Below are 13,280 nucleotides of genomic sequence, written 5' to 3'. Positions count from 1 at the left end.
TGGCCGGTGCCGTCCTCGATGCCGTGGCTGTCGTCGATGCTGTGGTCGTCGTCGGTGCCGTGGCCGTGTCCGGGAAGGCGGCCGCCGCGGACCACGGCAGGTCCAGCAGCGCGATCGGCTCGCCCGCGGCGGCGCCGCCCGGCGGGATCACGGCCAGCGCGCCGGCGGCGGCGACGCCGCGCAGCATGGCGGGGCCGTTGAAGTGGAGGGGGAGCGCCACGGTGCCTCCCTTCTCGTCGGTACGGCAGGCTACGGGGACCAGTCGGGTGTCATGCGGATGCCCCTGCACGCCGTCGGCGAGGCACACCCGGCGGAGCTCGGAGCGCGTACGGCCGGAGAGCGTACCGAGCAGCGGTGCGGCGAGCGTCAGCAGGCCCGACACGGCGGCGAGCGGGTTGCCGGGGAGGCCGACGAGGTGGCGGGCCACCGCGGGTGTTTCACGTGAAACCGAGGCGGGAGCCTGCCGGGCGGCGCGCTTGGCAGACCGTCCGCGCCGAGCCGGGGCCTCCACCGGGTCCAGCCGGGCGAGCAGCATCGGATGACCGGGACGCACCTGTACGCCGTCCACGAGCAGTTCGGCTCCGAGGCGGTGCAGCATCGGATGCACGTGGTCGACCGGCCCCGCCGCCGTTCCGCCGGTCGTGATCACCACGTCCGCCGTGGAACCGGCAACGGCTTCGTACAACGTCGCTTCGTCGTCCGCGAGATGACGCGGGCCAATGGTCTCCGCGCCCATGGCATGCAGCCACGGCGCGAGCATCGGGCCGAGCGCATCCCGGATTTGGCCTTCCTGCGGCAGCCCGCTGTGCAACAACTCGTCGCCCAGGACCAGGATCTCCACCACCGGGCGGCGGTACGTCCACAGCTCGTCATAGCCCGCGGCGGCGGCCAGGCCGAGCACGGCCGGGGTCACCGGAGTGCCGGGCGGCAGAAGCGGGTCGCCGTTGCGGCACTCCTGGCCGCGCGGCCGGATGTCCTGACCGGGCGGCGCGCCGCGAGGCGCCGTCAACACGAGGCTGCCGTCGGACTGTTCCGCGGTCTCGCCGTGCTCGGAGCGGAGCACGGCCGACGCACCCGGTGGTATCCGCGCCCCGGTCGCGATCGGCACCGCGTGCCCGTCGGGCAGCGGCCGCGCGCGCCCCTGACCGGCGAGGATGCCGGCGGACGCGGCGGGGGTGACCGTATGGGGCGCGGCGAGGCGCCAGGGGCCCGGGCCCGAGACGGCCCAGCCGTCCATGGCCGAGGTGTCGAACGACGGCAGGTCCGTGAGCGCGGTGAGCGCACCGGCGAGCACTCGGCCCAGCGCCTCGGGGCCGAGCGGCACGGCTCCGGGCTCCAACGGCCCGTCGACGGCCTCCGAGGCAACCGCCCGCGCGACGTCCCAGGGGGAGTGGTGCTCTCTGTGACGGTGCTTCTCCGGGCGATGTTCCCCGGTACGGGGCGTTCCGGGGCAGAGGCGAGGGGACTCGGGGCCAGGAGACTCGGGACCAGGGGGCTCGCGGCCAGGGGCCTGGGGGCCAGGGGTCTCGCGGCCAGGGGTCTGGGGTCCAGGGGCCTGGGGTCCAGGAGCAGGGCCCTGGGGGCCGGGCGTTCCGGGCCGGCGGGACTCGGGGTGGGAGGCCTCAGGGCCGGCAGCCTGCGCGGGGGAGGACTCGGTGGACGCGGGGCCCCTCCGGGGGTCCGACGGGTCGCTCGGAGGCTGCGCGGAGGCGGTCGGCGGTCGCACGGACGTGGTCGGCGCCGTCCAGGACTCGGGGAGGAGCGGCTCCGGCTCGGAGGTGGCGGGCCGGGTTGCGGAGGTGGCCCGCCGGGGACCGGAGTCGGTGGGCCGCGGCCCGGGGGCAGCCGGAAAGTCGTGGAAGACGGGGGCGAGCGGGTCGGCGGCTGCGTTCCGGCCGGAGGCCGGGGCCTGCCCCGCGTCCCGGGCCGCACGCGGGTGCGCTTCCGGGGTACGGTCCGCCGCTCCGGTCTCCTGGCGCGGCTCGTGGCGGCCGTTGCCCCAAGGGGCGTGCCACGGGTCGAACCAGGGACGCTCGGGAGCCCGCTCATCGGCCCGCTCGTCGGCCTGCTCACCCGCACGCGGGCCGGCGCCGCGCGCGTCGGCACCACGCGTCTCGGCGCCGCGGGAAACGGGATCACGGGGCGCGGCGCCCTCTTGCGCGGCGTCCGTCGTCCCGGGCTCGGCCCCCCGCTCACGGCCGTATCCGGTGCCCGGCGTGCGGGATGCCGGGTTCGCAGCGCCGGCGCGGCCCGCATTGGCGATGGCGAGCGCGTCGTCGAATTCGCCGGGGTCTCCGGTCGGAGCCGGCATCATTCCGTCGATTCCGCGGCTTCCGCGGCCCAGCGGTTCGCCAGCGCCGCCGCGCGCCTGCTGACCTCCGCCACGTCCAGCCCCTGCTGGGCGGCGGCGTACCCGACGAGGAAGGTCGTCAGCGGGGCGGCCGGCCGGGCCACGCCGTGTGCCGCGTCCCGCGCCAGGTCGAGGAGTGCGGCCGTGTCGACATCCAGCTCGATGCCCAGTTCGGCCTTGACTGCGGTGATCCATTCGTCCAACACGTGTCCATGCTCCCTGATCCGGGCGCGCGCCGCGCTGAGGGCCTCCCAGGTGTCGCAGTCGTACGAGGCCGTGGCCGTGTCGTCCCGTACCCGGCGCACCGTCAATTCCGCGAGCAGTGCCCGCAGCGGCAACCCGGCAAGGCCCCCGTGCGCGGTCCGCAGCGTCTCCAGGGCGCCTCGCAGGGCCTCGGCCCGGTACGCCGCCACGAGCGGCTGATCACGCCCGTCCGCGTCGACCAACAGGGCCCCGTCGACCCGGGCCGGCTCGCTGCACGGCGAGGCGTCGTCCGGCTCCGCCACCGCCGTGAGCAGCGCGTCCACCGTCGCACGGGTGAGGAAGGGCAGATCCGCGGAGAGGACCAGTACCGTGCCGGCCGTGGTGTGCCGCAGGCCCGCGTCGAGCGCCGCGACCGGCCCGGCGCCGGGCGGGTCCTCCCGCGTCGTCACCACGGGGCGCGCGGTCGGCCGCTCCGGCCCGACCACCACCGTGCGCGCCGCGTCGGGGCAGGCGGCGAGCACCCGGTCCAGCAGGGACCGCCCGCCGACCGCGAGGGCCGGCTTGTCGGCGCCGCCCAGCCGGCGCGCCGCGCCCCCGGCCGGGACGATGGTGTCGTAGTCGGTCGTCACCTTCCGAGTATCACCGGGCCCCGGCGATCAACACCCCGTCCGTCTCCCCTTCTCTCTTCTTCCCCTCGCCCTCCTCATCCCTGCTCTTCCTCTCCCTGCTCTTCCTCTCCCTTTTCCCGTTCTCTCGCGTGACCGCCCGTCACAGGCCCCGCAGCAGGACCGCCGGCTGTTCCACACAGTCCGCGACGAAGCGCAGGAAGCCGCCCGCGGTGCCCCCGTCACACACCCGGTGGTCGAAGGTGAGCGAGAGCTGTACGACGCTTCGTACGGCCAACTCCCCTTCGTGCACCCAGGGCTTGGCGGCTATGCGCCCGACGCCGAGCATCGCGGCCTCGGGGTGGTTGATGATCGGCGTGGAGCCGTCGACCCCGAAGACGCCGTAGTTGTTGAGGGTGAACGTGCCGTGCGTCAGCTCGGCGGGCGCGAGCCGGCCGGCGCGGGCGGTCTCGGTGAGCCGGGCCATCTCCTCGGAGAGCCCCTCGACCGTACGGGCGTGCGCATCCCGTACGACCGGCACGATCAGGCCGCGGTCGGTCTGCGCGGCGAAGCCCAGATGCACTCCGGGAAGCCGGACGATCTCCCGTGTCGCGGTGTCGACGGTGGAGTTCAGCTCCGGGAAGCGCGCGAGGGCCGCCGTGCAGATGCGGGCCAGCAGTGCGAGCAGCGAGACCTTCGGACCGCTGCCCGCGTTCATGGCACGGCGTACGGCCAGCAGCTCCGTGGCATCCGCGTCCACCCAGCAGGTCGCGTCCGGTATCTCCCGCCGACTGCGGCTGAACTTCTCCGCCGCGGCGCCGCGCATCCCCTTCAGCGGCACCCGCTCGGCCCCTGCCGGCGCCGTCACAGCGGGCCCCGCCGCGACGGCGCCCACCACCGCGTCCTGCTCCGGGACGCGTACCGCGCGCTCCACGTCGGACCGCAGGATCAACCCCTCCGGGCCGCTGCCCCGCACCGTGCGCAGATCCACCCCGTGCTCCCGCGCCAACCGCCGCACCAACGGCGATATCACCGACACGGGCCCGGGCTCGGGCCAAGTGGCCTCCGTACCGACGCCACCGATCTCACTGGCTTCACCGATGCCACCGATGCCACCGATGCCACCGACCGCGTCGGTGCCGCCGACCGTCCCGGTGGTCCCGCCGGTCCCCCCGGTTCCCCCGGCCCTGCCGCCCCCGGTACTCCCCGTGCCGGACGGACGTACTCGGCGACGCCGTCCCGCCGGCGCGCTCGTCCCGTAGCCGACCAGGACGTTCCCCGACCCCTCGGACGCATCCGCGGCCTTCCGCTCCGGCTCGGTCGCCGCGGCGCCGGCCTCCGGCGCGCCCACAGCGACCGTCACCAGCGGCGCGCCCACGGGCAGTTCGTCGCCCTCCTCGCCCCTCCGTGCCGTGACGACGCCGCCGTACGGGCACGGCACCTCGACCATCGCCTTGGCCGTCTCGACCTCCACCACCGGCTGGTCGACGGCGACCACCTCGCCCACCTCGACCAACCAGCGCACGATCGTCGCCTCGGTCAGCCCCTCGCCCAGGTCGGGCAGCGGGAACTCGCGCACCTCGGCCATCACGCCCCCCTCCCCTCGGTGCCGCCGGCGCCGCGACCGGTGCCGTCCTCGGTCCAGTCGGCCTCCCACTGCAGGCGTGCCACGGCGTCCAGGACGCGGTCGACTCCGGGCAGGTGGTGCCGCTCCAGCATGGGCGGCGGATACGGGATGTCGAACCCGGCCACCCGAAGGACCGGCGCTTCCAGGTGGTGGAAGCAGCGCTCGGTGATCCGGGCGGCGATCTCCCCTCCAGGGCCGCCGAAACCGGTGGACTCGTGAACGACGACGGCACGCCCCGTACGCCGTACAGATGCGCACACCGTCTCGTCGTCGAAGGGCACGAGGGACCGCAGGTCCACCACCTCCAGGTCCCAGCCCTCCGCGCGCGCCGCCTCGGCCGCCTCCAGGCAGACCGGCAGCGACGGCCCGTACGTGATCAGCGTGGCGCTGCTCCCGGTACGCCGGACCTCCGCGCGGCCTATGGGCGCGACGGGCGTGGGCTCCTCGGGGGACCAGTCGGCCTTGGACCAGTACAGCCGCTTCGGCTCCAGGAAGACCACCGGGTCGTCGGAGGCGATCGCGGCCCGCAGCATGCCGTACGCGTCGGCGACGGTCGCCGGGGCGAGCACCTGAAGGCCTGGCGTGGCCATGTAGTAGGCCTCGGAGGAGTCACTGTGGTGCTCGACGCCGCCGATGCCGCCGCCGTACGGGATGCGGATCGTCAGCGGCATCGGCATCGTGCCCCGCGTGCGGTTGCGCATCCGTGCCACATGGCTGACGAGCTGCTCGAAGGCCGGGTAGGCGAACGCGTCGAACTGCATCTCCACCACGGGCCGCAGACCGTACATCGCCATGCCGACGGCCGTGCCGAGGATGCCGGCCTCGGCGAGCGGGGTGTCGGTGCAGCGGTCCTCGCCGAACTCCGCGGTGAGGCCGTCGGTGATCCGGAAGACGCCGCCGAGCTGCCCGACGTCCTCACCCATGACGTGCACGGCCGGATCCTCGGCCATGGCGTCGCGCAGCGCTCTGGTGAGGGCCTGCGCCATCGTGGCGGGCTTGCGCTCGGTCGCGGTCGTGTCCCCCGCGACGACTGCCGTGCTCATCAGTGCTCCCCTTCCGCTTCGATCTCGGCCCGCAACAGGTCGGACTGCTCGCGCAGTTGGCCGGTCGGCGCGGCGTACACATGGGCGAAGAGATCCATCGGATCCAGCGCCGGGTCGGCGTTCATCCGGGCGCGCAGCGCGCCGGCCATCTCCTCGGCGGCGTCCTTCGTGTCGCTCACGAAACCGGGCGTCAGCAGGTCGCGTGCGGCCAGCTCACGCTCCACCAGGGCGATCGGGTCGTGGCCGCGCCAGGTCTCGACCTCCGCGTCGTTGCGGTAGCGGGTGGCGTCGTCGGCGTTGGTGTGCGCCTCCATGCGGTACGTCACGGCCTCGACGAGCGTGGGGCCGCCGCCCCTGCGGGCCCGTGTGACGGCCTCGCCGAGCACTTCGTGCAGCGCGGGCGCGTCGTTGCCGTCCACCAGGCGGCCCGGCATGCCGTACCCCACCGCCTTGTGTGCGAGCGAGGGGGCGGCGGTCTGCTTGGCGAGCGGCACGGAGATCGCGAAGCCGTTGTTCTGCACCAGGAAGACGACCGGCGCCTGCCATACGGCCGCGAAGTTCAGCGCCTCGTGGAAGTCGCCCTCGCTGGTCCCGCCGTCGCCGACCATGGCGAGCGCGACGACGTCGTCGCCCTTGAGGCGGGCGGCGTGCGCGAGGCCCACGGCGTGCGGCAGCTGGGTCGCGAGCGGGGTGCACAGCGGCGCCACGCGGTGTTCGTGCGGGTCGTACCCCGTGTGCCAGTCACCGCGGAGCAGAGTGAGCGCCTGCACGGGGTCCAGGCCGCGGGCGACGGCGGCGAGGGTGTCGCGGTAGCTGGGGAAGAGCCAGTCCCGCTCCTCCAGGACGAGCGCCGCGGCCACCTCGCAGGCCTCCTGGCCGGTGGAGGAGGGGTAGACGGCGAGGCGGCCCTGACGGGTGAGGGCGGTGGCCTGGGTGTTGTACCGGCGGCCGCGAACCAGCTGCTCGTACAGCAGCTTCAGGAGGTCGGCGTCCACCTTGCCCGCGGCGTCCGTGCCCAGGACCCGGTACGGCTCCTCGTCGGGCAGGAGGGGCCCGGGGTCGACGCGGGGGCGCCAGGCGGGCGGCGGAGCAGGGCGGTCGCCGGTCGCGGTGCTGCCGTGCCTGCTGCTGCCGGGCTGCTCGAGGACCGTCATGAGGGCACCTCCTTGGTTCGAAGGGGGTGGCGCTGTGCGCCTCGTACGGGGTGGGGACGGGCGGCTGAAGGGAAAACTGCGGTGCAGAGGTACCGGCCGGTGGGTCGGATCCCTCCCTACCGATTGTTCGGTTGCCGACACATTTTGGCTACAGGCGGGGGAAGCCTGTGGACAATCGGTTCTGCACAGCCTGGAATGGAGTCAGGACGTCCAACAAGGGGAGACGGGACGGCATGCCGGACGAACAGATGGTCAATCCCGCCGGGCGGCAGCCCGTCCGCGCGCTGGACGCTGTGGACCGCGACATCCTGCGCATGCTCCAGACCGACGGCCGGGCGTCGATACGGTCCGTGGCCGACCGTGTGCACATTTCCCGCGCCAACGCCTACGCGCGGATCAACCGGCTGCTGGACGACGGCGTGATCCGCGGTTTCAGCGCCCGCGTGGACCAGGAGCGGGCGGGGCAGGGCGCGTCGGCTTACATCACGCTGAAGATCGTGCAGAACTCCTGGCGCACGGTCCGCGAAGCGCTCCAGGCGCTACCGGGCGCCGCCCACATCGCCTTGGTCAGCGGGGATTTCGACGTGCTGCTGCTGGTGCACACGAAGGACAATCGAGCGCTGCGGGAACTGGTCCTCACCCGCATCCAGTCGATACCGGAGGTGCTCTCCACCCGCACCCTGCTGGTCTTCGAGGAGACGGACCTCGAACCGGAGGGCTGAGCGCCGGACGGGCACCGGCTCCGCGGGCCGCCGTGCGGAATCAGGCCTCGTTGCGCAGGCCCGCGAAGGCGGTGCGGACCACGGCGTCGGCGACCTCTTCACTGCTCGCCGAGCCGCCACGACCCGGTCGGTACCACTCGACGATCGAGTTGATCATGCCGAAGAGCAGCCGCGTCGCCAGCCGGATGTCGGCGTCGGGCCGCAGGTCTCCCTCGGCGGCCGCCGCCTTCAGCAACTCGGCGACCTCGTTGTCGAAGTCGCGACGGCGCTCCATCGCCCACCGCTCGGTGTCGGTGTTGCCCCGCACCCGCAGCAGCAGCGTCACGTACGGCAGCTCCGCGATCAGCACCTCGACCTCGCGCCGGGTCACGTACTCCAGCCGCTCGATCGCGCGCCCCTCGGTCGCGCCCGGCTCCTGGAGGACGCCGAAGAGGCCGTCCAGCGCCCTGCTTATCGCCCGGTGCAGCAGCTCTTCCTTGCTGCGCACATGGTGGTAGATGGAGGACTTGGAGATGCCGGCCGCCTTGGAGAGGTGCTCCATGGACGTGCCGTCGTACCCGCGCTCGTTGAACACCTCGACGGCGACCGCGAGCAGCGAATCGGGCGTGTAGGTGTCGCGCTTGGCCATGGTCATGATTACAGCAGCTTTCCGGACGGGGCCGCGCAGCGGACCGAGGAGCGGGACGGAACGGCGACCGGTGAGGGAGCAGCGACGTCGGGGCCCCGCGTCCACGGCCGTGGCGGCCGGCGTACCGCGGAGTTTTCCACAGGCTTTCCGAGCCCCCTTGCCCCGACCGATCGTTCGGTTACTCTAGCTGCGTCGCCTGTCCGCTCCCAGCCTGATCGACGAGGAGTTGGTTCCCCGATGGCCGCCGACCCGACCACCACGCAGCTGATCGAGAAGCACCGCCCCACCCTCGACAAGGCGCTGGAGACCATCCGCAGCCGCGCGTACTGGTCCCCGCACCCGGAGCACCCCAAGGCGTACGGCGAGAACGCCGCGCCCGAGGGCCAGGCCGTCTTCGAGGCCCTTCGCGGCACCCGCTTCGAGCTGGACCAGCCCGGCACCGACGGCTGGACCGGCCAGGAGGTCTCGCCGTACGGCATCGAGCTGGGCATCGCCTACCCGCATCCCGATCCCGACGTCCTGCTGCCCGCCATGCGCGCGGCGATGCCGGCCTGGCGGGACGCCGGCCCCGAGGCCCGCGCCGCGGTGTGCCTGGAGATCCTCGCCCGGATCAGCGCCCGCACCCATGAATTCGCGCACGCGGTCATGCACACCAGCGGCCAGGCGTTCATGATGGCGTTCCAGGCCGGCGGGCCGCACGCCCAGGATCGCGGCCTGGAGGCGGTGGCGTACGCCTACGCCGAGCAGACCCGCACCCCCGGCGAGGCCCCGTGGTCCAAGCCACAGGGCAAGCGCGACCCGCTGGAGCTCAGCAAGACCTTCCAGGCCGTCCCCCGCGGCGTCGCCCTGATGATCGGCTGCAACACCTTCCCCACGTGGAACGGCTACCCGGGCCTCTTCGCCTCCCTGGCCACCGGCAATGCGGTGCTGGTCAAGCCGCATCCGCGGGCCGTCCTGCCGCTCGCCCTGACCGTCCGCGCCGCCCGCGAGGTGCTCACCGAGGCCGGCTTCGACCCGAACCTCGTCGCGCTCGCCGTGGACCGCCCCGACGAGGGCCTGGCCAAGGTCCTCGCGCTGCGCCCCGAGGTCCGCATCATCGACTACACCGGCTCCACCGCCTTCGGCGACTGGCTGGAGGAGAACGCCCGCCAGGCCCAGGTCTTCACGGAGAAGGCCGGCGTCAACACCGTCGTCATCGACTCCACGGACGACTACAAGGGCATGCTCGGCAACCTGGCGTTCTCGCTGTCCCTCTACAGCGGCCAGATGTGCACCACCCCGCAGAACCTCCTCATCCCCCGCGACGGCATCACCACGGACGCCGGGCGCAAGTCGTACGACGAGGTCGTCGAGGACCTGGCGGGCGCCGTGCAGAAGCTGCTCGGTGACGACGCCCGCGCCAACGCCCTGCTCGGTGCGATCGTGAACCCGCAGGTCGCCGCGCGCATAACGGCCGCCCCGGAGCTCGGCGAGGTCGCGCTGCCGTCCCGCGAGGTGTCGAACCCCGACTTCCCCGGCGCCACCGTCCGCACGCCCGTGGTGGTGAAGGCGGACGGCGAGCGGAAGCAGTGGGAGAGCGCGGACGCCGAGCCGCCCTTCCTGTCGGAGTGCTTCGGCCCGGTCTCCTTCGCCGTCGCCGTGGACTCCACGCCGGAGGCCGTGGAGCTGCTGCGCCGTACGCTGCGCGACAAGGGCGCCATGACCGTCGGCGCGTACACCACCTCTGCCGAGGTGGAGCGGCTGGTCGAGGAGGCCTGCCTGGAGGAGTGCGCGCAGCTCTCGCTGAACCTCACGGGCGGGGTGTACGTCAACCAGACCGCGGCGTTCTCCGACTTCCACGGCTCCGGCGGCAACCCGGCGGCGAACGCCGCGCTGTGCGACGGGGCGTTCGTGGCCAACCGGTTCCGGACGGTGGAGGTACGGCGACAGGCCTGATCCGCTCGCTCTAGGCGGGGCCCTCGATGCGGGCGTGGCGGCCGATCCAGGCGTGCATGGCGATGGCGGCCGCCGCCCCCGCGTTGATCGAGCGGGTCGAGCCGAACTGCGCGATCGAGCAGACCATCGAGGCGTGCGCCCGAGCCTCCTCCGTGAGACCCGGCCCTTCCTGGCCGAAGAGCAGCACGCAGCGCCGGGGCAGTTCCGTGGTCTCCAGCGGGACGGCACCGGGAAGGTTGTCGATCCCGATGATCGGCAGGTCCTCGGCGGCCGCCCAGGCGGTGAGGTCGGCGGTGTCGGGGTGGTGGCGCACGTGCTGGTAGCGGTCGGTCACCATCGCGCCCCGCCGGTTCCAGCGCCGCCGGCCGACGATGTGGATCTCCTTGGCCAGGAAGGCGTTGGCGGTCCGTACGACCGAGCCGATGTTGAAGTCGTGGCCCCAGTTCTCCACCGCCACGTGGAAGTCGTGGCGGCGGGTGTCCAGGTCGGCGACGATCGCCTCGCGGGTCCAGTAACGGTAACGGTCGACGACGTTGCGCCGGTCACCGTGCGCGAGCAGCTCCGGGTCGTACCGCTCGTCCTGCGGCCAGGGCTCCGGGTGCGGTCCCACGCCGACGACCGTCGCGAACCCCTCGTCGTACTGCACGGGCTCGGCGCTCCGCGCGGACTCGTCGGGGAGGATCGTCGCCGAGCCGGTGGTACGCGGGCCGGCGGCGTCCGGGACGCTGCCGGTGGTGTTCTGACCGCTGCCGGGGGCGGTGTTCTCGCTGCTCACCCCACGAGCGTATGGCCACCGCCGGGCTCCTGCGTACGAGCCCCCGGCCCGCCCGCAGGCTCCGCTCCGCCCCCCGGCACCGCAGGGGCGCCCTCGGGCGCGGACCGCGGGGCGCTGCCCGGGAGCAGCCGGTAGCGGAGGGCCGTGACCCGCGCCCCCAGCCACCGCAGGAAGTTCGTCGGCAGGAAGACCGAGTCCGCCGCCACCATCGCGAGGGAGAAGAACGGCAGTCCGAGGAGCACCGCGATCGACAGGTGCTCCAGGATCATCCCCACGAGCAGGACGTTCTTCAGACGCCGGTTGAAGAGCGTGAAGGGGAACGCGACCTGCACGATCACCGTGCCGTACGTGATCAGCATGATGAGCAGCCCGCTGCCGGCGAGCACCGAGGAGAGCTCGGGCCACGGTGAGAAGTAGTCCAGGTGCATCGGGTAGAAGACCGCGGTGCCGTCCTGCCACCGGCCGCCCTGGATCTTATACCAGCCGGCCGTGGCATAGATCAGGCAGACCTCGACCACGATGACCAGCAGCGCGCCGTTGTGCGCGAGGTCGGCGACGGTGTTCAGGACCGTACGCGGCTCCCCCGGCGCGTACCGCCGCACCCACCACCACGCGCCGTGCGCCAGCCACAGCCCCCACAGCGCCAGGCCCCAGCCCACGTGCGGGAACGGCCCGTCGCCCGTCCACTCCAGCCCGTACAGCCCCCGCAGCTGGGCGAACGCGAGGACCAGGCCGAGGACGGACCACAGCAGGACGCCGGTCACGTCCCGGCCGGGGACGTCCCCGGTACCCGCAGCTGCCGCCCGCCGTGCGCGCCGGGCGTCCAGCGACCAGACCTGCCCGCACCGGGTCAGGACCAGGTACATCGACATCAGGTGGATGACGTTGTCGCCGCCGTCCCCGAGGAAGATGCTGCGGTTCTGCAGCGACAGCACACCGATCATGAACAGCACGGACATGGTGCGGGTGCGCCAGCCGATCATCAGCAGCGCGCTGGAGATCATCGCCAGCGCGTAGACCAGCTCGAACCAGCCGCGCCCGTCGGACCAGACCAGGACGGAAAACGCCCCGTTGTTGCCGAGCAGCCGGCGGACCATGTCCAGGCTGAAGGCCCCGTCCGGCCCGTAGAGCTCATGGCGGTTCGGCCACTCGCGCACCAGGAAGAGCAGCCAGGTCATGGCGAAGCCGATCCGGATCACCGCGGTCTGGTACGGCGCGAACGGGCCGGCCGTGACCCACGCGAACCCGCGGCCGATCATGCGCTCTATCCAGGTGTCCCGTACGACGTAATCCTGCTCGTCGGCGCTCCCGCGCCCCGTGGCATGCGTGGTCACTGGTTGCTCGCCCCCTCGGGCAGGTCGTCGACGGTGACCGGCCACCAGGGCAGCACGCGGTACACGGGCTTGGTACTGATCTTCTCCGCACTCCACGGCGGCGGGCCCACCGGCGTCGTCACCGACCGGAACTCCACTCGCGCCACCGTGCCGCCGGCCGCCGTCCACTCCTCGCCGAGGCGGCCCATGGCGATCCGCCGCAGATAGCGTTCGGAGAGCTCACCGCGGAGGCCGGTGGCCCGGTTCCGCTCGTCGTGCGAGCCGACGAAGGACTCCCAGGCGCGGCGCAGTTGGTTCTGCTGCGTGTGGCTGGGGAAGAGGTTGTGGTGGATGTCCCGGCCGTCGCGCGCGGACAGGTCGGTCCAACCGGTCGTGCGGGCGCTGCCGCCGTCCCCGGGGCGCACCTCCGCGCGGACCTGTACGGCGACGTTCTGCTGCAGCGGATTGGGCGCGAACAGCTTCCAGTTCTGCTCGTACTCCGGATAGACGTAGTCGTCGACCGCCGCGCCGTGCGCCTTGGTGAGCGTGTTGGACGGGGCGACGTGCAGGAACATCATCGCGATGTGGACCAGCGCGGCGACCGCGATCCCACCCGCCGCGGTCGCCAGCACGATCCGCGAAGGCAGTGAGAGCGCGGACACCGGTGGTGTCTCTGGTGGCCGCGATTCCTCCGCGTATGACTGCATTCCTGCCCCGTTTCCCGGTCCTGTGCGGCGCTGTCCCGCCACGGAACCGTACCCAGGAGGCGTGCGTGGCGACAGTGAACCCCCAGTTGTGCACAGGCTCGACACCTCACACCGTGCCTCGACACCCGACCCGGGAGCACCGGTCGCACCACGCCCGCCCGTGCCCCTTCCCCATTACTGCAGCCTGTTCTACCTTGCAGCCCCCCACCGGTGCGCG

10 protein-coding genes and 1 pseudogene are annotated in these 13,280 nt (G+C 73.0%); 2 read left to right on the top strand and 9 right to left on the bottom strand.

The genetic code is table 11. From position 1 onward, the window contains the following. Positions 1–55 precede the first annotated feature (55 nt). The 5 genes and pseudogenes from IF20_RS18505 to pdhA form a co-directional block, all read right to left on the bottom strand. Positions 56–1,726 (bottom strand): annotated as a pseudogene (locus IF20_RS18505) (molybdopterin molybdotransferase MoeA); the annotation flags it as partial. Positions 1,727–2,310: 584 nt separating this feature from the next. After that, positions 2,311–3,183 carry a DUF6457 domain-containing protein gene (locus tag IF20_RS18500; protein ID WP_052866285.1) on the bottom strand — a complete coding sequence of 291 codons (873 nt, stop codon included), beginning with the start codon at positions 3,181–3,183 and terminating at the stop codon, positions 2,311–2,313. A gap of 139 nt (positions 3,184–3,322) precedes the next feature. Continuing rightward, positions 3,323–4,747, bottom strand: coding sequence for a dihydrolipoamide acetyltransferase family protein (locus IF20_RS18495; protein ID WP_052866284.1), 1,425 nt, complete (start codon positions 4,745–4,747; stop codon positions 3,323–3,325). Then, positions 4,747–5,829 carry an alpha-ketoacid dehydrogenase subunit beta gene (locus tag IF20_RS18490; protein ID WP_052866283.1) on the bottom strand — a complete coding sequence of 361 codons (1,083 nt, stop codon included), beginning with the start codon at positions 5,827–5,829 and terminating at the stop codon, positions 4,747–4,749. Before IF20_RS18490 ends, IF20_RS18495 begins: the two co-directional genes overlap by 1 nt. Further along, the gene (gene pdhA / locus IF20_RS18485) at positions 5,829–6,983 is read right to left on the bottom strand and encodes a pyruvate dehydrogenase (acetyl-transferring) E1 component subunit alpha (protein ID WP_052866282.1); all 1,155 of its coding nucleotides are present in this window, start codon (positions 6,981–6,983) and stop codon (positions 5,829–5,831) included. Before pdhA ends, IF20_RS18490 begins: the two co-directional genes overlap by 1 nt. A gap of 233 nt (positions 6,984–7,216) precedes the next feature. Between pdhA and IF20_RS18480 the strand changes: the two genes are divergently transcribed. After that, a complete protein-coding gene (locus tag IF20_RS18480; RefSeq protein ID WP_052866281.1) occupies positions 7,217–7,705 on the top strand; it encodes an Lrp/AsnC family transcriptional regulator in 489 nt (162 codons plus the stop codon). Between the two features lie 40 nt (positions 7,706–7,745). On the opposite strand, the gene IF20_RS18475 is transcribed toward IF20_RS18480, so the two are convergent. After that, entirely contained in the window at positions 7,746–8,339 is a 594-nt protein-coding gene (locus IF20_RS18475) for a TetR/AcrR family transcriptional regulator (RefSeq protein ID WP_052866280.1), read from the bottom strand. 231 nt (positions 8,340–8,570) lie between these two features. Here IF20_RS18475 and paaN point away from each other — a divergent pair, with 231 nt between their 5' ends. Beyond that, the gene (gene paaN / locus IF20_RS18470) at positions 8,571–10,268 is read left to right on the top strand and encodes a phenylacetic acid degradation protein PaaN (RefSeq protein ID WP_052866279.1); all 1,698 of its coding nucleotides are present in this window, start codon (positions 8,571–8,573) and stop codon (positions 10,266–10,268) included. Between the two features lie 10 nt (positions 10,269–10,278). On the opposite strand, the gene IF20_RS18465 is transcribed toward paaN, so the two are convergent. The 3 genes from IF20_RS18465 to IF20_RS18455 all read right to left on the bottom strand — a co-directional run bounded on the left by IF20_RS18465 (position 10,279) and on the right by IF20_RS18455 (position 13,018). After that, positions 10,279–10,950, bottom strand: a complete 672-nt coding sequence (locus IF20_RS18465; RefSeq protein WP_052866470.1) for a TrmH family RNA methyltransferase — start codon at positions 10,948–10,950, stop codon at positions 10,279–10,281. A gap of 89 nt (positions 10,951–11,039) precedes the next feature. Next, positions 11,040–12,302, bottom strand: a complete 1,263-nt coding sequence (locus IF20_RS18460; RefSeq protein ID WP_234426729.1) for an HTTM domain-containing protein — start codon at positions 12,300–12,302, stop codon at positions 11,040–11,042. Positions 12,303–12,373: 71 nt separating this feature from the next. Beyond that, entirely contained in the window at positions 12,374–13,018 is a 645-nt protein-coding gene (locus IF20_RS18455) for a DUF5819 family protein (RefSeq protein WP_407702521.1), read from the bottom strand. Positions 13,019–13,280 lie beyond the last annotated feature (262 nt).

This window comes from Streptomyces niger, assembly GCF_000718305.1.
In the GTDB taxonomy this organism is placed as follows: Bacteria; Actinomycetota; Actinomycetes; order Streptomycetales; family Streptomycetaceae; genus Streptomyces; species Streptomyces niger.
This window is presented reverse-complemented; position numbering and strand designations above follow the sequence as displayed.

Excerpts from the sequence above, each read along its gene's own strand:
- IF20_RS18495 (WP_052866284.1), bottom strand. The coding sequence starts at position 4,747 with ATGGCCGAGGTGCGCGAGTTCCCGCTGCCCGACCTGGGCGAGGGGCTG.
- IF20_RS18490 (WP_052866283.1), bottom strand. The coding sequence starts at position 5,829 with ATGAGCACGGCAGTCGTCGCGGGGGACACGACCGCGACCGAGCGCAAG.
- pdhA (WP_052866282.1), bottom strand. The coding sequence starts at position 6,983 with ATGACGGTCCTCGAGCAGCCCGGCAGCAGCAGGCACGGCAGCACCGCG.
- IF20_RS18480 (WP_052866281.1), top strand. The coding sequence starts at position 7,217 with ATGCCGGACGAACAGATGGTCAATCCCGCCGGGCGGCAGCCCGTCCGC.
- IF20_RS18475 (WP_052866280.1), bottom strand. The coding sequence starts at position 8,339 with ATGACCATGGCCAAGCGCGACACCTACACGCCCGATTCGCTGCTCGCG.
- paaN (WP_052866279.1), top strand. The coding sequence starts at position 8,571 with ATGGCCGCCGACCCGACCACCACGCAGCTGATCGAGAAGCACCGCCCC.
- IF20_RS18460 (WP_234426729.1), bottom strand. The coding sequence starts at position 12,302 with ATGATCGGCCGCGGGTTCGCGTGGGTCACGGCCGGCCCGTTCGCGCCG.